Source organism: Paroceanicella profunda (genome assembly GCF_005887635.2).
Taxonomy (GTDB): domain Bacteria; phylum Pseudomonadota; class Alphaproteobacteria; order Rhodobacterales; family Rhodobacteraceae; genus Paroceanicella; species Paroceanicella profunda.
In genome coordinates, this window is record NZ_CP040818.1 from 3,120,288 (window position 1) to 3,139,506 (window position 19,219).

The following is a 19,219-nucleotide window of genomic DNA, read 5'->3' on the forward strand; positions in this document are numbered from 1 at the left end:
CGACCCCGGGGCCGGGCGGCACGCTGACGGGCGCTCAGGCCCGGGCGCGCTCGGCCACGCCGCGGCGCGCTTCCTCGAACACCTCGAGCTGGCCCCTGGTCCAGGCGCCCACGTCGAAGCTCTTGGAGGATTTGCGCAGCAGCGCCATGCGGCCGCGGGCCTCCTCATCCTCCATGTCCAGCGCCTGGTCGATGGCGGAGTTCATCGAGGCATGGCTGAACGGGTTCACCGGAATGGCGCCGTTGAGCAGGATGGCGCAACCGGCGAATTCCGACAGGATCAGCCGGCCGGAGCCGTCCGTGCGCGCGGCGCAGTATTCCGAGGCCACGAGGTTCAGCCCGTCGCAGAGCGGGGTGATCCAGCAGATGTCCGCCACCCGGTAATAGGCGATCAGGTCGCGGAACGGGATCGCCGTGGAGATGAGCGACACCGGCTGCCATTCGAAGGAGCCGAAGCGCCCGTTGATGCGGCCTGAAATCTCCTCGATGGAGCGCTGCACCTCCTCATAGGCGGTCATCGAGCGGTTCGCGCCCACGGAGACATGCATCAGGCGGATCTTGCCATGCAGTTCCGGGCGGCGTTCCAGCAGGCGCTCATAGGTTTCCAGTTGCTCGATGTTGCCCTTGGTGTAGTCGGTTCGGGCCACGGAGACGATGAGGCGCAGGTCGCCGATCTCGGCGCGGATCTCCTCGATCTTCTCCTTCACGTCCTCGGCGCGGGCGCATTCCTCGATATAGTCGAAATTGGTGCCCACGGGGTTCGAATGCACGATCACCTCGTGGCCCTCATGCTCCAGGCGCACCGGAACCGTGCGCTCGGACAGGGCGGTGCCTACCGGCGTCATCTCCTCGCTCACCACCGCGGTGCGGGTGACGTCGGCGGAGGTGAGGCTGCGGGCGGCGGAGGCGAAGTTCGCCGCGTAGCGCGGGATGTGGAACCCCACGATGTCGCAGGCCAGCAGGCTGCGCAGGATCTCCTCGCGCCAGGGCAGCACGTTGAACAGGTCGGCGGAGGGGAAGGGCGTGTGGTGGAAGAAGGCGATCTTCGCGTTCGGCTTCAACTGGCGCACGTAGCCGGGCACCAGCCACAGGTTGTAGTCGTGGATCCAGATCACCGCGTCGTCATTCGCCTCGGCCGCGGCGGCCTCGGCGAAGGCCCAGTTCACCTCGCGGAAGGCCGGCCAGTCCACCGGGTCGTAATTGTACTTTTCCTTGAAGGAATGCAGGATCGGCCAGAAGGCCTCCTTCGAGCTCACGTGGTAGAAGCTCGACACCTGTTCCGCGCGCAGCGGCAGGCGCGACACCCGGTACTTGCCGTAGGTGTCGTCGATCTCGATGACACGCTCGAAATCCGGGTTGTTGGTGTCCTCGGCCAGCTTCCAGGCGATCCAGGAGGCGGTCGACACCTGCCCGAAGAAGCTCTTCATCGTGGGCACGATGCCGTTCGGGCTCTTGTTCTCGCGCAGCACGATCTGACCGTCGACCTCGACCTCCTCGTAGGGCTGGCGATGGTAGACAATGACGAGATCCGATTTCAAATCACTTCTCCAGATTGGTCAGGCCGAAATGGCCGAGCGCCTCGGTGATGCCGCCGGCGCCCACGCGGGTGCAGGCCAGGGCGTTGGGCAGGTCGCGGGTGTGTGCGGTGAGCGCGGGTTCGGCCCCGCCCACGACCGCGCCCTTCAGCCCGGTCTGGAACATGCTCAGGTCGTTCAGCGTGTCCCCGGCAACCAGCACACGGTCCGCGTCCAGGCCCAGGTGGTCGATCAGGCGCAAGAGCGATGGGCCCTTGGAGACGCCCTTCGGCAGCACGTCGAGGTAGCGGTTGTCGGAGATGAGCACGTCCACGCCGTGTTCCTCGATCTTCGGCACCCAGGTGTCGTCGAAGGTCTCGGGGTCGTAGTGGAAGCTCTGGCGGTGGCGGAAGGGGGTGTCCTGCGCGCGCAGGCCCGGCGCTTCGGCGAGGAGCTCGCGGAAGAAGGCGCCCCGGTCGGCCCAGGTCTCGGCGATCTCGCGCTCCAGCTCGTCGATCATCTCGATGCGGCCGTCGGCCACGCGGGCGATGGTGGTGCCCACGTCGCCCACCACGTAGAGCGGCCAGGGCACGCCGCCGTCGCACAGCTCTCCGATGAACTTCGGGTCGCGCCCGGTGACGAAGACGAGGCCGAAACGCTCCCGGTTCGCCTCGATATAGTCATAGAGTTCGCGCCGGTCGGCTTCGGAGCCGCCGAGAAAGGTGCCGTCGAGATCGGTGGCAAGCACGCTCTTCCAGCCCGAAATGGCGGTGGCGGGGTTCAGGATGTCGGTCATCAAGGCAATTCGCTTCCGTAATGGGTAAAGGCGGCTTCGGCGGCGGGGTGGGCGATCTCGATGTCGAGGGCGCGCGGCTCGGCCTGCAGGGGCGCGGCCCAGTATTCGGCGAAGGCGTGGCCGATGGGCACATCGTCATGCAGGATCGAGCGCGTCATCTCGCAGATCGGCATGAACACGCCGAGGGCGCGGGCGAGGTCGGTGACGGTGAGGGCGTTTCCGTGCCCCTCCACCACCACGGGCTTGCCCTCGAACACCGCGTCATGCGCGATGCCCGCGCCGCGCTGGCGCCCGTAGGAGAAGTTGCGCGACTTGGTGGAGGAACAGGTGAGCATCAGATCGCCCATGCCGGCGAGGCCGGTCACGGTCTCGCGCGTGCCGCCCATGGCGACGGCGAGTTCCTTGATCTCGGAGAGGCCGCGGGTGATGAGGGCGGCGCGCGCGTTCATGCCGAAACCCGCGCCCTCCAGGATGCCGCAGGCGATGGCGACGACGTTCTTCACCGCGCCGCCGATCTCCACGCCCACCATGTCGTTGGACACATAGGGGCGGAAGCTGTAGGTGCCCATGGACTGGGCCATGCGGGCGGCGGCGTGGTGCGCGATGTCCTTGTCCCACTCCGGCTCGTTGGAGGCGATGGTGACGGCGGTGGGCGCGTCCGCGGCCACCTCCACGGCGAAGGTGGGCCCGGAAATCACCCCGATGACCCGGCCCGGGGCCGCGTCTTCCGCGATGCCGCTCATCAGCAGGTGGGTGCCCTTCTCCACGCCCTTGGCGCAGATGAAGAGCGGCACCTCCGGCGCTGCGAGCGCATGGGCCTGTTCGGTGATCTCGCGGATGCTGACGGAGGGCGTGACGATGAGCACCGCCTGGGCGCCGGCCAGCGCCTCGCCCATGTCCGACACCGCGCGCAGGCCCTCGGGCAGGGGGATGTCGGGCAGGTAGCGCTGGTTCAGGCCGGTGGAATTGATTTCCTCGGCCAGCTCGGGCCGGCGGGCCCAGAGCGTCACGTTGCGGCCGGCGCGAACAAGCACACAAGCCAGCGCCGTACCCCAGGCGCCGGCGCCGATCACGGCCACGTTGTCATAGAGCCCGGTATTGGAAGACTGGATGAACTCGATTGAGCGGTCCTTCATACTGGGAACGATCTCCTGTTTTACTTCTGACGGACTACAGGCGCGCCGTCCGCATTATAAGTAAAACGAAGCGGTGCACCATGTATGCCCGGACTTCATGACAGCATCAGCGAAACGCCCATGCCATCTGTCCCGACCAAAATATGTAACGTTACGGTGTGATGTCAATGTTGCATTGCACAACATTCTGTGCATTCTTCTGGGAGCCGATCAGGCGGCCTGTCGGGCCCTGCCGGCACGACAGCCGCGTTAACGAAGTGTAAAATTTTTATATTGTTTTTCGTAGCCATGCGCCTAGGTCCTGTTCGGAAACGGCACCTCCCGCGTCGCAACAGGGGCTCCCCGCGAGTGCGTTCGCTCAAGGAAGATGTGGCCGAGAGACTGAAAGGAAAGTGAGAATGGCGGACATGGCGACGAAACGGATCCGGACGGCGGTATTCCCCGTTGCAGGCCTGGGAACCCGGTTCCTGCCCGCGACCAAGTCGACCCCCAAGGAACTCCTTCCCGTTCTGGACACCCCACTGATCCAGTTCGCGATGGACGAGGCGCGCGCCGCGGGCATCGACCGCATGGTCTTCGTGTCGCATCCCGACAAGGGCAGCATCGAGGATTACGTGCGTCACGACCCCAAGCTGTGCGCCCACCTGCGCGCCGCGGGCAAGCACGCCTTCGCCGACAAGCTCGACACGCTGACGCTGAACGCCGATGACCGCGCGCATTTCGTGATGCAGACCGAGCGCCTCGGCCTCGGACACGCGGTGCTGCAGGCCCGGCCCTTCGTGCAGGAGGACGCCTTCGCGGTGATCCTGCCGGACGATCTCATCCTCGGCGGCCCCGGCTGCATCGGCGAGATGATCGAGGCGCACGCCTCCTGCGGCGGCCATCTCGTGGCCACGATGGAGGTGGACCGGGAGCGGATCTCGAAATACGGCGTTCTCGTGCCGCGCGCGGAGCAGGGCGACCGGCTCACCCACGCCACCGGCATGGTGGAGAAGCCCTCCCCGGAAGACGCGCCCTCGACCCTCGCCGTCGTCGGGCGCTACGTGCTCGACAGCCGGATCTTCGACCAGCTCGCCGTTCAGCAGAGCGGCCACGGCAACGAGATCCAGCTCACCGACGCGATCGCGGCCACCGCGGGCGCGGCCGGGCTGGCCGGCTACCGCTTCTCCGGCATCCGCTTCGACTGCGGCGCGCAGGAGGGCATGCTGCAGGCCACGCTGCACGTCGCCAACATGCGCGGCATGATGACGGAGCGCCGTGCCCCCGAACTCGCGCTGGTGGGGTGACTCCGATGCAGGCGGGAATGCCCTTCGGTGCGATGAGCGCCAGCCCGATCCAGACCGGCCAGCTCGGGGGAGACCCCGACTGGTGGCGCGGCGGGGTGATCTACCAGATCTACCCACGCTCCTTCGTGGATCTCAACGGTGACGGCGTGGGCGATCTCGCCGGCATCAACTCCCGGCTCGACCACGTGGCGGGCCTCGGGGTGGACGCGATCTGGATCTCGCCGTTCTTCCCCTCGCCCATGGCGGATTTCGGGTATGACGTCTCGGATTACCGGGGCGTCGACCCGCTGTTCGGCACCATTCAGGATTTCGACAACCTGCTCTCCTCGGCGCATGAGAAGGGCCTGCGGGTGTTGCTCGACCTCGTGCTGTCGCACACCTCCGACCAGCATTCCTGGTTTCAGGAAAGCCGGGTGGACCGCACCAACTCGCGGGCGGACTGGTATGTCTGGGCCGATCCCAAGCCCGACGGCACGGCGCCGAACAACTGGCTCTCGATCTTCGGCGGCCCGGCCTGGGAATGGGACACGCGCCGGCGCCAGTACTACATGCACAATTTCCTCGCCGCCCAGCCGGACCTGAACTTCCACAACCCGCAGGTGCAGGAGGCGATGCTCAATGTCGCGCGCTTCTGGCTCGAGCGCGGAGTGGACGGCTTCCGCCTCGACACGGCGAACATGTACGCGCATGACCCCGCGCTCACCGACAACCCGCCGCGCAGCCAGCCGGCGGTGCCGGGCGTGCCGGAGCAGAACCCCTATGCGATGCAGGAGCCCATCCACAACATCAACCGCCCCGAGACGCTGGAATTCCACGAGCGGCTGCGCAAGCTGACCGATGAGTTCAACGCCACCACGCTGGTGGGCGAGTTGGGCGTGGTGCCGGACATGTATGCCTCGCTCACCGAATACACCGCGCCCGGGCGGCTGCACATGGCCTATTCGTTCGACCTGCTGGGCGGCGAGTTCAAGGCGCAGTTCTTCAGGCGCACGGCGGAGCGGATGAGCCGGCGCGCCGGCGAATGCTGGCCGTCCTGGGCGCTGTCGAACCACGATGTGGCCCGGGCGATCTCGCGCTGGCGGCTGGGCTCGAACGCGCAGACGGCCGCGCCGCTCCTGATGGCGATCCTGTGCTCGCTGCGTGGCACGCCCTGCATCTACCAGGGCGAGGAACTGGGCCTCACCGAGGCGACCATTCCCTACGAGCTGCTGCAGGACCCCTACGGCAAGCGGTTCTGGCCCGAATACCAGGGGCGTGACGGCTGCCGCACCCCGATGCCCTGGGCCTCGGGCGCCGCGCATTACGGCTTCTCCGACGCCACGCCCTGGCTGCCGTCCGCGCCGGAACACGGGCCCCTGTCGGTGAACGACCAGGACATGAACGAGGGCTCGGTGCTGAACCGGGTCCGGCGCTTCCTGCGCTGGCGCGGCGGCTTCGACCAGTTGCGCAAGGGCGACATCCGCTTCCTCGACGCGGACCCGGACGTGCTGGCCTTCCTGCGCCAGGGTGCGGAGGCGGACATGCTGTGCCTGTTCAACATCTCCGACCGCCAGCGCTCCTTCGAGACCGGCGAATTCACCTCGGTGGCGCCGCTCACCGGGCACGGGTTCTCCGGCGAACTGCTGGGGCTCGGAGTGATCCTCCCGCCGTTCGAGGCCTTCTTCGGCACGGTTCCGCCGCAGACCTGGGGCTGACCACCCGGCCCACGGCCCAGCCGGGCGCATGCGCCCAGCCCCGGCGTCATCCCCGGGCCTTTCGCGGGGCCAGCGCCTCGGGGGGCATTGAGCCCCCGCTCGGCGCTCGCCACCGTGCCGGGGGCCCGGCGGCGCGCTGGCCCAGCCGGTCTCGGAGACCTGGCCCTGTGCGCCGGGCCGAGGCGGGCCTAGGCTGCAGGCGGAACCGGGGGCTGCCCCCGGGGTGGGTCATGCCGCGCCGCCGACAGGGCGTCGGGCGGGGCACGGACGTGCAGGACGGGGATGAAGCGCCGATGGGACAGGGAGTTGCGACTGCACCGCGGAGCGCCGCGGGCGGGCAGGTCGGACATGAAGCGCCCATGGGACAGGGCGGTGCGGCCGCGGCACGCGAGGCCGGGGGCGGGGGCGACTGCGCCTGCTTCGGCCCGGCGGGGCGGAGCCGCGCAGCATGATCCCTGCTGACACGCTGGTCATCATCGCCGGGGCGACCTTTCTCGCCGCGGTGCTGCGCGGGATCACCGGGTTCGGCTTCGCCATGGCGGCGGTGCCGATGATCGGGCTGTTCCTGCCGCCGGAGCGCGCCATTCCCATCGCCATCCTGCTGCAATGCCTTGTCGGGTTCCGCGATTGCGTGGTGATGCGCCACCATGTGCATCGCGGCTCGGTGGGCATGCTCGCGGCGGGGGCGCTGGCGGGCACGCCCTTCGGCCTTGCGGTGCTGGACCGGGCGGACCCGGCGACCATGCGCATCCTCATCGCGCTCATCGTGTCCGGCGCGCTGGTGTTTCTCGTCCGCAAGCCGGCGCTGCCGGTGATGGGCGGGGCACGGGTGGCGCTTCCGGCGGGCTTCCTCTCCGGGCTGTTCTCCGGCATCGCGGCGATGCCCGGGCCGCCGGCCGTGGCCTATTACCTCAGCGCGCCCACGCCGCCGGCCACGGCGCGCGCCTCGCTCATGGTGTTCTTCTTCATCACCTCGCTCTTCGCGCTGCCGGGGCTCATCTGGCAGGGGCGGGTGGACCGCGAGGCGCTGGTGGAGACGGCGGTGGCGCTGCCCTGCCTGCTCGCCGGCACCTCGCTGGGCGCCTGGATCTTCCGGCGCACCTCGGACCGCGGCTACCGGGCCGCCGCCCTCGGCATGCTGGGGGCGATGGCGGCGGCCACGGGGGTGAAGGGGGTGCTGGAGCTGCTCTGAGGCCGCCTCACATGCCCAGCAGGCGGCGGGCGTTCTCCTTCAGGATCAGCGGGCGCACCTCCTCGCGGATGTCGATCTTCTCGAAATCGGCCAGCCAGCGGTCGGGCGTGATCACCGGCCAGTCGGAGCCGAAGAGCATCTTCTTCCTCAGGATCGAATTCGCGTATTGCACCAGGATCTTCGGGAAATACTTCGGCGACCAGCCGGAGAGGTCGATGTAGACATTCGGCTTGTGCTGGGCCACCGAGAGCGCCTCCTCCTGCCAGGGGAAGGAGGGGTGGGCGAGGATGATCTTCATGTCGGGGAAATCCACCGCCACGTCGTCGAGATACATCGGGTTGGAGTACTTCAGCCGCATCCCCATGCCGCCGGGCATGCCGGAGCCGACCCCGGTCTGCCCGGTATGGAACAGGCAGACGCCGCCTTCCTCCACGATGGCCTCGTAGAGCCCGTAGGCCATGCGGTCATTGGGGTAGAACCCCTGCATGGTGGGGTGGAACTTGAAGCCCTTCACGCCGTGCTCGCGCACCAGGCGCCGGGCCTCGCGGGCGCCCAGCTTGCCCTTGTGCGGGTCGATGGAGGCGAAGGGGATCATCACATCCGCGTTTTCTGCCGCGATTTCCGCCACTTCCTCGTTCTTGTAGCGACGGAACCCGGTCTCGCGCTCCGCGTCCACCGGGAAGATCACGCAGCCGATCTTGCGGTCGCGGTAATAGGCCGCGGTTTCGCGCACCGTGGGAGGATGCTCGTACCAGGTCTTGAAATACTTCGACATTCCGGCCTGGAAGTCGTCATAGCCGTCATCGGGATGACAGCCGCAGGGTTCTTCCGCGTGGGTGTGGATGTCCAGCGCGATGATGTCATCGAAGTTCATGGGGCGTCTCCCTCTCTGCCGGCAAGTTTGCGCAGCAGGCCAAGCAGTGTTTTTCGTTCCTGTTCAGTGAGTTCCGGTGAACTCTCGCGGTCATGCCTGAAGAAGGCCGCCTCCCGCGCGGCAACAAAGGCGGCGCCCTGCGCAGTGAGGATCAGCTCCACGGCCCGGCGGTCGTCCTCCGGCACCTGGCGCGCCACCAGCCCGCGGTCGGCCAGAACCCGCACGATCTTGGCCATGTTCGCGCGCTTGATCATCAGCGCCTTGGCCAGCACGCCCTGCCGCAGGCCGGGGTTGTCGCGCAGCGCCAGCAGGATGGTGAAGGCGCCCGGCGTGAGGTCCAGCGGGCCGAGCGTGGCGAAGAACCGCGCGAAGTTGCGCTGCTGCGACAGGCGCAGCAGGAAGCCCAGGCTGTCGTGGAAGCGCGACAGGTCCGCCCCCGGCGCGGCGGCCGGCAGGGGCGCCGGCGCGCGCGGGGCGGGCCCGCTCATGCCGGGCGGTCGAGCTTCGCGGCGCGCTTTTCGAGAAAGGCGCGCAGCCGCTCTTCCGCTTCCGGGCTGGTGGCGGTGAAGGAGGAGATGAAGCTCTCCACGAAGAGCCCGTCCTCCTGGCTCATGTCCTGGATGCGCGGCAGCGCGTTGATGACGGCGTAGTTCGAAAGATAGGCGTTGCCGGCGGCCTTGCGCGCCAGCTCCAGCGCCTTCGCGCGCGCGCCGCCTTCGGGCACCACGTATTGCACGAGGTTCCAGCGCTCGCCCTCCGCGGCCGAGAGCACCCGGCCGGTGAGCATCAGGTCCGTCATCCGCGCCACGCTCATCAGCCGGGCGATGCGCACCGAGCCGCCACCGCCCACGTAGATGCCGCGCTGGCCCTCCGGAAGGGCGAAGAACGCGCCTTCCTCGGCCACGCGCAGGTGGGTGGAGGCCGCAAGTTCCAGCCCGCCGCCCACCACCGCGCCGTGCAGCGCGGAGACCCAGGGGATGGTGCCGCGCTGGATGAGGTCGAACACCCGGTGCCAGCGGCGCGAGCCGTGGACGCCCTCGATGGGAGTCTTCTTCGCGTGTTCGGACAGGTCGAGCCCGGCGCAGAAGTGCTGTCCGTGGCCGAAGAGCACCGCCGCCTTGGCGTCCGCCTCGGCGCGCAGCGCCACGGAGGCGATGGCCTCAACGAAAGTGTCGGAGATGGCGTTGCGCTTCTCCGGGCGGTTCAGCCCGATCAGCGCGATGTCGCCGTCCAGTTCATAGGTGAGAAACTCTTCCGACATGGCGCCTCCGGCAGGGTCTGGAGCGGATCTGTTTCCGCGTAGATTGTTTCCATGTAGACAAAATGCGGGGCCCGTGTCAACGTCCCCGTCAGGGAAAACGCCACTGCCGCATCACGAAGAGAGCCCGCCATGTCCTATGCCTCACAGGTCGAGACCACCTGCCGTCTTCTGGCGTGCACGCCGGGCTGGGCGCGGGTGGCGCAGCTTCACGGCGAGGTGGATGACACCCTGGCCGCGGCGGTGATCGGGGAGGCGGCGAAGCTGGCGGAGGCGGTGGTCGCCCCGCTCGACGCCGTCGCCGACCGCGAGGGCTGCCGGCTGGAGGCGGGCCGGGTGCGGACGCCGAAGGGGTTTCGCGCCGCGTTCCACGCGCTCGGGGAGGGCGGCTGGATCGGGATGGACCTGCCGGAGGCGCTCGGCGGCCAGGGGCTGCCGCTCGCCCTGCACACCGCCTGCCAGACCTTCTTCGACCGGGCCTGCCCGGCCTTCGTGATGGCGCCCGGCCCCAGCCGCTGCGCCGCGGTGCTGCTGGCTGAGCACGCCGACGCGGGCCTGCGCGACACCTGGGTGCCGAGACTGGCCGGCGGCGACTGGGCGGCGACCATCTGCATCTCCGAGCCGGACGCGGGCTCCGACGTGGGGCGCATCCGCACCCGCGCGCGCCCCGCGCCGGGTGGCGGGTGGCACATCACCGGCCAGAAGATCTGGATTTCCTTCGGGGACCATGACCTCACGCCGCGCATCGGGCATTGCCTGCTGGCGCGGGTGGAGGGCGCGGCGGAGGGCACGCGCGGCCTGTCGCTGTTCCTCGTGCCCTCGACGCGCGAGGACGGCAGCCGCAACGCGGTGCACACCCTGCGCATCGAGGAGAAGCTGGGCCTGCACGGCTCGCCCACCTGCGCGCTGGCCTTCGAGGAGGCGGAAGCCCGGTTGATCGGCGTGCCGGGGCGCGGCCTCTCGCAGATGTTCACCATGATCGAGCGCATGCGCCTGCTCACCGCCAACCAGGGGCTGGGGATCGCCAGCGCGGCGGTCGATACCGCGCGCGCCTATGCCGCCGAGCGCCGGCAGGGCGGGCCGGCCGAGGCCCCCGCCGTGCCGATCCTGGACCATGCGGACGTGCGCCGGATGCTGGCGGGCATGGCGGCGCGCACCGAGGTGCTGCGCGCGCTGGTGCTGGAACTGGGCTGCGTGCTGGACCTAGCCCGGATGGAGCCCGACGCGGCGGCCCGTGCCGAGCATGCCGCGCTGGCCGGCTGGCTGCTGCCGCAGGCCAAGACCTTCGGCGCGGAGACCGGCTTCGATGTCTCCGGCGCGGCGCTGCAGGTGCTGGGCGGTGCCGGCTACACCCGGGAATGGCCGGTGGAGCGCGGGCTGCGCGACAGCCGTATCTTCGCCATCTACGAAGGCACCACGGGCATGCAGGCGCTCGACCTGCTGGGCCGCCGGCTGTGGCGCGATGCGGGCCGCGGCCTGGAGGTGCTGCACGCGCGCATGGCCGCCGAGATCGCGGCGGCCGACGATGCGCCGGGCCGGGCGGCGGCGGAGATCCTCGCCGGGCTGGTGGCGCTGGCGGGCGAGATGTCGGCGCTGCGGGCGGACCCGCGCGCGGCGGAGGCCGGGGCGGACGGCTTCCTGCGCGCGGCCTGGTGCGCGACCTCGGCCTGGATGGCGCTGCGCCTCGCGCGGCTGGAGGAGCCCGGGGCGCGGCACCTCGCGGCCCTCGGCGCCTGCCGGCTGGCGGAGTTGCCGGCGGAATTCGCCCTGGCGGCGGCCCGCGCCCGCGCCGGGGCGGAGATTTACGACCGGGTGTTCGGGGCCTGACGGTGCGCACGGCAAGGGCGCGGGCCCGCCGCCCGCGCGTCTGCGAAAGGAGACACGGAGGGCTGCCTTGCACGGCTGGAGGAGGTGTGGCGCCTCGTGGCCTGTGGCCTGTGGCCTGTGGCCTGTGGCCTGTGGCCTGTAGCTTGTGGCGCTTGCCAGCCGCCGGAGCTGCCGGCGTTATTCGCCCGGCAGGCGGATCACGTCAGCGCCGGCGCGGCGATATACGACCGGGTGTTCGAGGCCTGACGGCCCGCGCGGCATGGGCCAGGGCGCCGGTCCGCCGCCCCGCGCGGCTCCGGCAGGGCTGCGGGGCTGCCGCCCTGCACGCCTGCGAAGGGGGCGTGAGGGGCGGCAGCCTTGCGCGTTTGCGAAGGGGTACGAGAAGGTGCTGCCGTGCGCGAGCCCGGACGGGGTGAGTGCGATACCCCGTGCAGCGCTGGACAGGGGCGGCGTTGCGGTGCCTTGTGCGTTCCGCATGGGGACGGCGTGGTGACGCCATCAGCGCGCGCGAAAGGGGATCAGGGAGCGATGTGTCGCGCAGTCGCGGAGTGGGGCAAGCTCGGGGCACCCGGGGGCCTGCGCGGCGCGTGGTAAGGGCGATCCGTGCAGGCCCGGGCAGGGCCGTTCCACCGTGGGCGGCCCCGGAGTGGCGCGCAGTGGATAGCGGCGCAGGCCCGTCTGAGCACGCGGTGGGAAGCTTTGCACGTCCGTCGGGGTACGCGGTGGCACCCCCCGCACGTCCGCCGGGGCGCACCGCGGGGACGCCGGGCACGTCCGCCGGGGCGCGCGGGTGGCCGTCGAATCCGTCGCTCCGCCTGCGTCAGGGGCGGGCGGAGCGCCGGGGGTCAGAGCGTCCTGTGGCGCAGGCGCAGGGCGTTGCCGATGACCGAGACCGAGGAGAGCGACATCGCCACGGCGGCGATGATCGGCGACAGCATGGTTCCGGTGAACGGGTAGAGCAGGCCCGCCGCGATCGGCACCCCGGCCGCGTTGTAGACGAAGGCGAAGGCGAGGTTCTGGCGGATGTTCGCGATCGTCGCCTCGGCCAGACGCCGGGCGCGCAGCAGGCCGCGCAGGTCGCCCTTGAGCAGGGTGAGGCCCGCGCTCTGAACCGCGACATCCGCCCCGGTGCCCATCGCGATGCCCACGTCGGCGGCGGCGAGGGCAGGGGCGTCGTTCACCCCGTCCCCGGCCATGGCCACCGACAGGCCCTCGCCGCGCAGCCGGGCGACGAGATCGGCCTTGTCCTGCGGGCTCATCCCGGCGTGGACCTCCTCCAGCCCCAGCTTGCCGGCCACGGCCGCGGCGGTGCGGGCATTGTCGCCCGTCGCCATGACCACGCGCAGCCCGTGGGCGTGCAGGGTCTCCAGCGCCTCCGGGGCGCTCTCGCGGATCGGGTCGGCCACGGCGACGAACCCGGCGAGCCGGCCGTCCACCGCCAGGAACATCACCGTGCGCCCCGCGTCGCGCAGGCTCTCCGCGCGCGCCGAGAGCGCGTCCTCACTAAGGCCGATATCGGCAAGCAGGGCGGCATTGCCCAGCGCCACGGCGCGGCCCTCGACGGTGCCGCGCACGCCGCGGCCCGTCACCGCCTCGAAACCGGTCGCCTCGGGCAGCGCGATGTCACGCGCCTTCGCGCCGGACAGGATCGCCTCGGCCAGCGGATGCTCCGAGCCGCGCTCCAGCGCCGCGGCCAGCCGCAGCACCTCCTCCTCCGTCACGCCGTCCAGGCCCGCGACATCGGTGAGCGCCGGGCGCCCCTCGGTGAGCGTGCCGGTCTTGTCGACGATCAGCACGTCCGCGCTCGCGAAACGCTCCAGCGCCTCGGCGTTGCGCACCAGCACGCCGGCCTGCGCCCCGCGCCCGGTGGCGACCATGATCGACATCGGCGTGGCCAGCCCCAGCGCGCAGGGGCAGGCGATGATCAGCACGCTCACCGCCGCCACCACCGCATGGGCAAGCGCCGGCGCGGGGCCGAAGGCCAGCCACAGGACGAAGGCCAGCGCGGCGATGCACACCACGGCGGGCACGAAGACCCGGGCCACCCGGTCCGCCAGGCCCTGGATCGGCGCGCGGCTGCGCTGCGCCTCGGCCACCATCTGCACGATGCGGGCGAGCACGGTCTCCGAGCCCACGCGCCCGGTGCGCATCACGAAGCTGCCGGTGCGGTTCAGCGTGCCGCCGGTGACCGGGTCTCCCGCGGATTTCTCCACCGGGATCGGCTCGCCGGTGAGCAGGCTCTCGTCCACGGCCGAGCCGCCTTCGGTGATCTCGCCGTCCACCGGCACCGCCTCGCCCGGGCGCACCCGGAGCAGGTCGCCCTTGCGCAGCGCCTCGATGGGCACGTCCTCGTCCGCCCCGTCGCGCAGGCGGCGGGCGGTCTTCGGCGCGAGGTTCATCAGGGCGCGGATCGCATCCCCCGTGCGCTCGCGCGCGCTCAGCTCCATCACCTGGCCGATGAGCACCAGCACCAGGATCACCGCGGCGGCCTCGTAGTAGACCGGCACCATGCCGTGCCCGTCGCGCAGGGCGTCTGGGAAGATGCCCGGCGCCAGCGTGCCGACGAGGCTGTAGAGATAGGCGGCCCCGGTGCCCAGCAGGATCAGCGTCCACATGTTCGGACTGCGGTTCACGATGGACTTCCAGCCCCGCCGCAGGAGCGGCAGCGACAGCCACAGCACCACCGGCGTGGCCAGCAGGAATTCCAGCCACAGCAGCACCCGCGGGCCCAGCCACTCCGCGAAGGGGATGCCGGCGTGGCCGCCCATCTCCAGCACGAACACCGCCGCTGCCAGGGGGGCCGCGATGGTGAGCCGGCGGCGGAAGTCGATCAGCTCGGGGTTGGGTCCGGCCTCCGCGCTGGGGATCATCGGTTCCAGCGCCATGCCGCAGACCGGGCAGTCTCCCGGGTGGTCCTGCACGATCTCGGGGTCCATCGGGCAGGTGTAGAGCACGCCCTCGGGCGCGGGCTCGGGGGCTTCGGCGAAGCTGTCCGGCGCGGCGAGGAAGCGTGTCCGGCTGTCCTCGCTCTCGAAATAGTAGCGCTTGCCCGCGTGCTTCTCCATCAGCGCCGCATGGGCCCTCGCCACGCGATGGCCGGTGACGGGGTCGTCGGACCAGCGCCAGGCCTCCGGATCGGCCGCGAACTTGTCATGGCAGCCCTGCGAGCAGAAATGGAAGGTCTCGCCGTCATGCACGTGGCGGGGCTTTCCCGCGTCCGGATTCACGTGCATGCCGCAGACCGGGTCGCGGATCACGTCTGTCCCGGATGTATGTTCAGCTCGCATGGCCGCCTCCTTCTACGCATGTCTTGCAGGAAGATGGGGCTTCCACTAACTGGAAGGTCAAGGCCGTGCCGCGAGATTTTTCCGCGACTCCCCGGACTGTCAGATCCCCGGCAGAGGAGACCGCCATGAACATCGCCGAAGCTTCGGGACGCAGCGGCGTTCCGCCCCGCACCATCCGGTTCTACGAGCAGATCGGGCTGATCGCCCCGCGCCGGGCCGGAAACGGCTACCGGGATTTCTCCGAGGCGGACGCGGCCCGGCTCGCGCTGATCGGGCGGGCGCGCAACCTCGGATTCGGCGTGGAGGACTGCCGCTCGCTGCTCGCCCTGCAGGAGGACGCGCACCGTGCCTCGGCGGATGTGAAGCGCCTTGCGCGCGAGCGTCTCGCCAGCATCGACGCCAAGATCCGCGACCTGAAGGAGATGCGCGGCAGCCTCGCCGCCCTGCTGGACACCTGCCGGGGCGACGACGGTGCCGATTGCGGGATCCTGGAGGGGCTTTCCGGCGGCTGAGCGCTGGACAATGTTCATAAACAGGTCATCTTATTGACCTAATCTCCGCGAGGTCGGGCCCGCAGGTAACAGGACTGCATCACGCCGCCCCCTCAGCGTCACACAAGAACCCGGGCCGAAGAGGTTTATTCCGCAGTGCCGTTCAAACGTCTGATCTCCCTCCTCAAGGCGACGATATCTCCCCGTCCCCCTGCGCTGCAGGTTGCGGCGCTGTGTCACCGTGGCAGCGGAGACCGGACCGAGGTGCTGCTCATCACCAGCCGGGGCACCGGGCGCTGGGTGCTGCCCAAGGGCTGGCCGATCAAGGGGCTGAGCGGCGCCGGCGCGGCGCTGCGCGAGGCCTATGAGGAAGCCGGGGTGGAGGGCGAGGCCGGGCCGGAGCCTGTGGGGCGCTATGCCTATGACAAGATCCTCGACAGCGGCCTGCCGCTGCCCTGCGAGGCGGCGGTCTATGCCGTGCGGGTGACACGGATGCTGGAGCGATATCCCGAACAGGGCCAGCGCCGGCTTGCCTGGCACAGCCCGGTGCGCGCGGCGGAGCTGGTGGCCGAGCCGGGATTGCAGACCCTGCTGACAGGCTTCCGCGCGCCGGAGCGGGAGGTGGAGACACGCCGCAGCCCGGGCGCGGACAGCAGCCCGCCTGCCGCGGCTGTCGGGGTGATGTCCTGACCCCCTGGGAGGGGCGCGCATGTTCAGGCCCGCAGCCGGGCCGGCACCAGGGAGGGCGGCATGGCTGAGCCCCCGCCGCCGCGCAACCGCTCCGGCCCCGCAGCGCCGCCCCGTGCCCACGGCGCGGCGGCGTCCGGCAAGCTCACCACCGTGGACAAGGACCTGCGCCGCATCGGCCGGCTGGAGCAGGCCACGCTCTACCTGTCGCGCCCGCTGGTGGCGCCGGGGCTGGCGCTGGTGGCGCTGCTGGTCGCGGCGCTGGCCGGGGCGGTGCTGTTCCATGGCAGCGCGCAGGGGCTGATGCTGCCGGTGGCGCTGACGCTGGGCACCTTTCTCGCCCTCAACATCGGCGCCAATGACGTGGCCAACAACATGGGCCCGCTGGTCGGCTCGCGGGTGCTGCCGATGGGGGCGGCGCTGCTGCTCGCGGCGGGCTGCGAGGTGCTGGGCGCGGTGCTGGCGGGGGGCGACGTGGCCGCCACCGTGGGCTCCGGGCTGGTGCGGGTGCCGCCCGGCGCCGCGGCGGAGGATTTCATCCTGGCGATGATCGCGGCCCTGGCGGCGGCGGCGCTCTGGCTCAACATTGCCACGCTGCTGGGCGCGCCGGTTTCGACCACCCATTGCGTGGTCGGCGCCGTGGCGGGAAGCGGGGCGCTCTTCGCCGGCCTCGGCGCGGTGAACTGGGGCGCGCTGAGCATGGTGGCCGCCGGGTGGCTCGCCTCGCCGCTGCTGAGCGGCGCGGTGGCCGCGGGCATGCTGCTCTTCGTGAACACGGTGATCCTGGAGCGCGAGGAGAAGATCGCCGCCGCCCGCCTCTGGGTGCCGGTGATGACGGGCGTGACGATCGGCTGTTTCGCCAGTTACGCCGAGGTGAAGGGCATCGGCCCCGTCACCGATTCCACGCCGCTGGCCGCGGGGGCGACCGGTCTGGCCTTCGGCGTGGCCGGAGCGCTGCTCACCTGGCCGGTGATCGCGCGGCGCGCGCGCGGGCTGGAGAATCGCAACCGCGACCTGCGGCACCTCTTCGCCCTGCCGCTGGTGCTGTCGGCGGCGCTGCTGTCCTTCGCGCATGGTGCGAACGACGTGGCCAATGTCGTCGGGCCGCTGGCCGCGATCATCGGCGCCGGCGGGCCGGCCGGGCCGGGCGCGATTGCCGGCCTGCCCGGATGGGCGATGGCGGCGGGCGCGGGGGGCATCTCGTTGGGCATGCTGCTGTTCGGCCCGCGGCTGGTGCGGCTGGTCGGGCACGAGATCACCCGGCTGAACCCGGCGCGCAGCTTCTGCGTGCTGCTGGCCTCGGCGCTCATCGTTCTGGCGGCCTCCTCCGTGGGGCTGCCCGTCAGCTCCACCCACACTGCGATCGGGGCGCTGTTCGGCGTGGGCTTCAGCCGCGAATGGTCGCTGGCGCGCGGCCGCAGGCACAGCCGCAAACCCTCCGGCAAGGGCGACGCCGAGGAGCCCAATGTCGAGGAACTCTCCAACCGCCGGCTGGTGCGCCGCTCGCATGTGGTCACCATCCTGGCCGCCTGGGCGGTCACCGTGCCGGCCTCCGCCATCCTCTCGGCGTTCATCTACCTGTTCCTGCACACTTTCATCCGCTGAAGTGTCCGACGCACGCGCCGGCTCCGGCCCGGGGCCGGGGGCGCGGAGCAAGGCTCTCCCGCACGCTCCGGCGCCGCCCGGACCTGGCGGCACCGGTCGGACGGGAGGCGCAGTCGGGCCCCGGGGCGGGTGCGTGAGCGGGGTCACACAGGCGTGCGCAGCCGCGCTTGCACAGCAAACGGAAAGGTTTTACACAGCACCCTGTGGCGATTTGGATGACCGGATTGCGGGCCACGTTAAACATGCCGCTAAAGAGGTCGAGGCGCTTCAGCCCCGATCCGACGGTCGGGGCTTTTGACTATGAAAGGCCGGGCGCCGCCCGGTAACAGCGCGATGAGCAACAGCTGGACAACCCGCACGAACCTCGTACATGCCGGCACCCGCCGCAGCCAGTACGGGGAAACCTCCGAGGCGATCTTCCTCACCCAGGGCTATGTCTACCCGGACGGGGAGACGGCGGAGGCCCGCTTCAAGGGCGAGATCGAGGAAGAGGGCTTCATCTATTCGCGCTATGCCAACCCCACGGTGCGGATGTTCGAGGAGCGGGTGGCGGCGCTGGAGGGCGCGGAGGATTGCTTCGCCACCGCCACCGGCATGGCCGCGGTCAACGGCGCGCTGTTCTGTCAGCTCAAGGCGGGCGATCACATCGTCTCGGCCAGGGCGCTGTTCGGCTCCTGCCTTTACATCGTGGAAACCCTGCTGCCGCGCTTCGGCGTGGAGGTGACCCTGGTCGACGGCACCGATATCGAGGCCTGGCGCGCCGCGGTGCGCCCGGACACCAAGCTGGTGTTCTTCGAGGCGCTCTCCAACCCCACGCTGGAGGTGATCGACATTCCGGCGGTGGCGGAAGTCGCCCATGCCGTTGGCGCGCGGGTGGTGGTCGACAACGTCTTCGCCACGCCGATCTTCCAGCGCTCGCTGGAGCTGGGCGCGGACGTGGTGGTCTATTCCGCCACCAAGCACATCGACGGGCAGGGGCGCTGCCTCGGCGGCGTGGTGCTGGGCAGCACGAAATTCGTCCGCGAGGAGCTGGAGACCTATCTCAAGCACACCGGCGCCTCCCTCAGCCCGTTCAACGCCTGGGTGATGCTCAAGGGGCTGGAGACGCTGGACCTGCGCTGCCGCGCGCAGGCCGCCGGCGCCGCCCATCTGGCGGAGACGCTCGCCGCCCATCCCGCCGTGGCGAAGGTGCTCTATCCCGGCCGCGCCGACCACCCGCAGACCGCCGTCGCCGCCCGGCAGATGACGGCGGGGGGCACCATGCTCTCCTTCGACCTCAAGGGCGGCAAGGAAGCGGCCTTCCGCTTCCTCAAGGCGCTGGAGCTGGTGCTGATCTCCAACAACCTGGGCGATGCGAAGAGCCTCATCACCCATCCCGCCACCACCACCCACCAGCGGCTGAGCGAGGAGCTGCGCGCCGAGCTGGGCATCACGCCGGGCCTGCTGCGGCTCTCCGTCGGCATCGAGGCGCCCGAGGACCTGGCCGCCGACATCACCCGCGCCCTGGACGCCGCGGCCGGCTGACGGAACCGGTCGGAACGGGGCCGTGCACCGGGGCGCGCGCCCCGCATGG

General features: G+C 70.6%; 15 protein-coding genes and 1 riboswitch. Of the genes, 8 read left to right on the forward strand and 7 right to left on the reverse strand.

What is annotated here, in order from left to right; all coding sequences use genetic code 11:
* Positions 1–34 precede the first annotated feature (34 nt).
* The 3 genes from ggpS to FDP22_RS13950 are packed head-to-tail and all read right to left on the reverse strand — an operon-like array spanning position 35 to position 3,445.
* Positions 35–1,537 (reverse strand): glucosylglycerol-phosphate synthase, encoded by a 1,503-nt coding sequence (ggpS, locus tag FDP22_RS13940; RefSeq protein ID WP_138574566.1) that lies wholly within the window; start codon positions 1,535–1,537, stop codon positions 35–37.
* A 1-nt stretch (position 1,538) separates the two neighbouring features.
* Positions 1,539–2,309, reverse strand: coding sequence for an HAD-IIB family hydrolase (locus FDP22_RS13945; protein ID WP_138574568.1), 771 nt, complete (start codon positions 2,307–2,309; stop codon positions 1,539–1,541).
* The gene (locus FDP22_RS13950) at positions 2,309–3,445 is read right to left on the reverse strand and encodes an NAD(P)H-dependent glycerol-3-phosphate dehydrogenase (protein ID WP_138574570.1); all 1,137 of its coding nucleotides are present in this window, start codon (positions 3,443–3,445) and stop codon (positions 2,309–2,311) included. The genes FDP22_RS13945 and FDP22_RS13950 overlap by 1 nt, the downstream gene beginning before the upstream one ends.
* Before the next feature lie 398 nt (positions 3,446–3,843).
* Here FDP22_RS13950 and FDP22_RS13955 point away from each other — a divergent pair, with 398 nt between their 5' ends.
* The 3 genes from FDP22_RS13955 (at position 3,844) to FDP22_RS13965 (ending at position 7,617) form a co-directional block, all read left to right on the forward strand.
* A complete protein-coding gene (locus tag FDP22_RS13955) occupies positions 3,844–4,731 on the forward strand; it encodes a UTP--glucose-1-phosphate uridylyltransferase (RefSeq protein WP_138574572.1) in 888 nt (295 codons plus the stop codon).
* A gap of 5 nt (positions 4,732–4,736) precedes the next feature.
* The gene (locus FDP22_RS13960; RefSeq protein WP_239031779.1) at positions 4,737–6,425 is read left to right on the forward strand and encodes an alpha-glucosidase family protein; all 1,689 of its coding nucleotides are present in this window, start codon (positions 4,737–4,739) and stop codon (positions 6,423–6,425) included.
* A 448-nt stretch (positions 6,426–6,873) separates the two neighbouring features.
* The gene (locus tag FDP22_RS13965) at positions 6,874–7,617 is read left to right on the forward strand and encodes a sulfite exporter TauE/SafE family protein (RefSeq protein WP_138574574.1); all 744 of its coding nucleotides are present in this window, start codon (positions 6,874–6,876) and stop codon (positions 7,615–7,617) included.
* A 7-nt stretch (positions 7,618–7,624) separates the two neighbouring features.
* Here FDP22_RS13965 and FDP22_RS13970 read toward each other — a convergent pair whose 3' ends face one another.
* From FDP22_RS13970 to FDP22_RS13980, 3 genes are read right to left on the reverse strand one after another with little or no spacing between them, the layout of a single operon-like run.
* Positions 7,625–8,491: an amidohydrolase family protein gene (locus FDP22_RS13970; protein ID WP_138574576.1), complete on the reverse strand. Its 867-nt coding sequence runs from the start codon at positions 8,489–8,491 to the stop codon at positions 7,625–7,627.
* Positions 8,488–8,979 (reverse strand): MarR family winged helix-turn-helix transcriptional regulator, encoded by a 492-nt coding sequence (locus tag FDP22_RS13975; protein WP_138574578.1) that lies wholly within the window; start codon positions 8,977–8,979, stop codon positions 8,488–8,490. The genes FDP22_RS13970 and FDP22_RS13975 overlap by 4 nt, the downstream gene beginning before the upstream one ends.
* Positions 8,976–9,752, reverse strand: a complete 777-nt coding sequence (locus FDP22_RS13980) for a crotonase/enoyl-CoA hydratase family protein (protein ID WP_138574580.1) — start codon at positions 9,750–9,752, stop codon at positions 8,976–8,978. The genes FDP22_RS13975 and FDP22_RS13980 overlap by 4 nt, the downstream gene beginning before the upstream one ends.
* Positions 9,753–9,881: 129 nt before the next feature.
* Here FDP22_RS13980 and FDP22_RS13985 point away from each other — a divergent pair, with 129 nt between their 5' ends.
* A complete protein-coding gene (locus FDP22_RS13985; RefSeq protein ID WP_138574582.1) occupies positions 9,882–11,576 on the forward strand; it encodes an acyl-CoA dehydrogenase family protein in 1,695 nt (564 codons plus the stop codon).
* 845 nt (positions 11,577–12,421) lie between these two features.
* Here FDP22_RS13985 and FDP22_RS13990 read toward each other — a convergent pair.
* Complete coding sequence (locus FDP22_RS13990; RefSeq protein ID WP_138574584.1) at positions 12,422–14,863, reverse strand: heavy metal translocating P-type ATPase; 2,442 nt, start codon at positions 14,861–14,863, stop codon at positions 12,422–12,424.
* A 125-nt stretch (positions 14,864–14,988) separates the two neighbouring features.
* Between FDP22_RS13990 and FDP22_RS13995 the strand changes: the two genes are divergently transcribed.
* The 4 genes from FDP22_RS13995 to metZ all read left to right on the forward strand — a co-directional run bounded on the left by FDP22_RS13995 (position 14,989) and on the right by metZ (position 19,170).
* Positions 14,989–15,375 (forward strand): MerR family DNA-binding protein, encoded by a 387-nt coding sequence (locus tag FDP22_RS13995; protein ID WP_138574586.1) that lies wholly within the window; start codon positions 14,989–14,991, stop codon positions 15,373–15,375.
* A gap of 243 nt (positions 15,376–15,618) precedes the next feature.
* Entirely contained in the window at positions 15,619–16,044 is a 426-nt protein-coding gene (locus tag FDP22_RS14000) for an NUDIX hydrolase (protein WP_346728823.1), read from the forward strand.
* 60 nt (positions 16,045–16,104) lie between these two features.
* On the forward strand, positions 16,105–17,646 hold the full coding sequence (locus tag FDP22_RS14005; protein ID WP_138574588.1) for an inorganic phosphate transporter: 1,542 nt from the start codon (positions 16,105–16,107) through the stop codon (positions 17,644–17,646).
* A 193-nt stretch (positions 17,647–17,839) separates the two neighbouring features.
* Positions 17,840–17,919: riboswitch (SAM riboswitch) on the forward strand.
* Between the two features lie 60 nt (positions 17,920–17,979).
* A complete protein-coding gene (gene metZ / locus FDP22_RS14010; protein ID WP_138574590.1) occupies positions 17,980–19,170 on the forward strand; it encodes an O-succinylhomoserine sulfhydrylase in 1,191 nt (396 codons plus the stop codon).
* Positions 19,171–19,219 lie beyond the last annotated feature (49 nt).

What these genes read in the sequence shown, in the direction of transcription:
- FDP22_RS13945 (WP_138574568.1), bottom strand. Translation starts at nt 2,309, where the DNA reads ATGACCGACATCCTGAACCCCGCCACCGCCATTTCGGGCTGGAAGAGC.
- FDP22_RS13975 (WP_138574578.1), bottom strand. Translation starts at nt 8,979, where the DNA reads ATGAGCGGGCCCGCCCCGCGCGCGCCGGCGCCCCTGCCGGCCGCCGCG.
- FDP22_RS13980 (WP_138574580.1), bottom strand. Translation starts at nt 9,752, where the DNA reads ATGTCGGAAGAGTTTCTCACCTATGAACTGGACGGCGACATCGCGCTG.
- FDP22_RS14005 (WP_138574588.1), top strand. Translation starts at nt 16,105, where the DNA reads ATGGCTGAGCCCCCGCCGCCGCGCAACCGCTCCGGCCCCGCAGCGCCG.
- FDP22_RS13965 (WP_138574574.1), top strand. Translation starts at nt 6,874, where the DNA reads ATGATCCCTGCTGACACGCTGGTCATCATCGCCGGGGCGACCTTTCTC.
- FDP22_RS13995 (WP_138574586.1), top strand. Translation starts at nt 14,989, where the DNA reads ATGAACATCGCCGAAGCTTCGGGACGCAGCGGCGTTCCGCCCCGCACC.
- FDP22_RS13970 (WP_138574576.1), bottom strand. Translation starts at nt 8,491, where the DNA reads ATGAACTTCGATGACATCATCGCGCTGGACATCCACACCCACGCGGAA.
- FDP22_RS13950 (WP_138574570.1), bottom strand. Translation starts at nt 3,445, where the DNA reads ATGAAGGACCGCTCAATCGAGTTCATCCAGTCTTCCAATACCGGGCTC.
- metZ (WP_138574590.1), top strand. Translation starts at nt 17,980, where the DNA reads ATGAGCAACAGCTGGACAACCCGCACGAACCTCGTACATGCCGGCACC.
- FDP22_RS13985 (WP_138574582.1), top strand. Translation starts at nt 9,882, where the DNA reads ATGTCCTATGCCTCACAGGTCGAGACCACCTGCCGTCTTCTGGCGTGC.
- FDP22_RS13960 (WP_239031779.1), top strand. Translation starts at nt 4,737, where the DNA reads ATGCAGGCGGGAATGCCCTTCGGTGCGATGAGCGCCAGCCCGATCCAG.
- FDP22_RS13990 (WP_138574584.1), bottom strand. Translation starts at nt 14,863, where the DNA reads ATGCGAGCTGAACATACATCCGGGACAGACGTGATCCGCGACCCGGTC.
- FDP22_RS13955 (WP_138574572.1), top strand. Translation starts at nt 3,844, where the DNA reads ATGGCGGACATGGCGACGAAACGGATCCGGACGGCGGTATTCCCCGTT.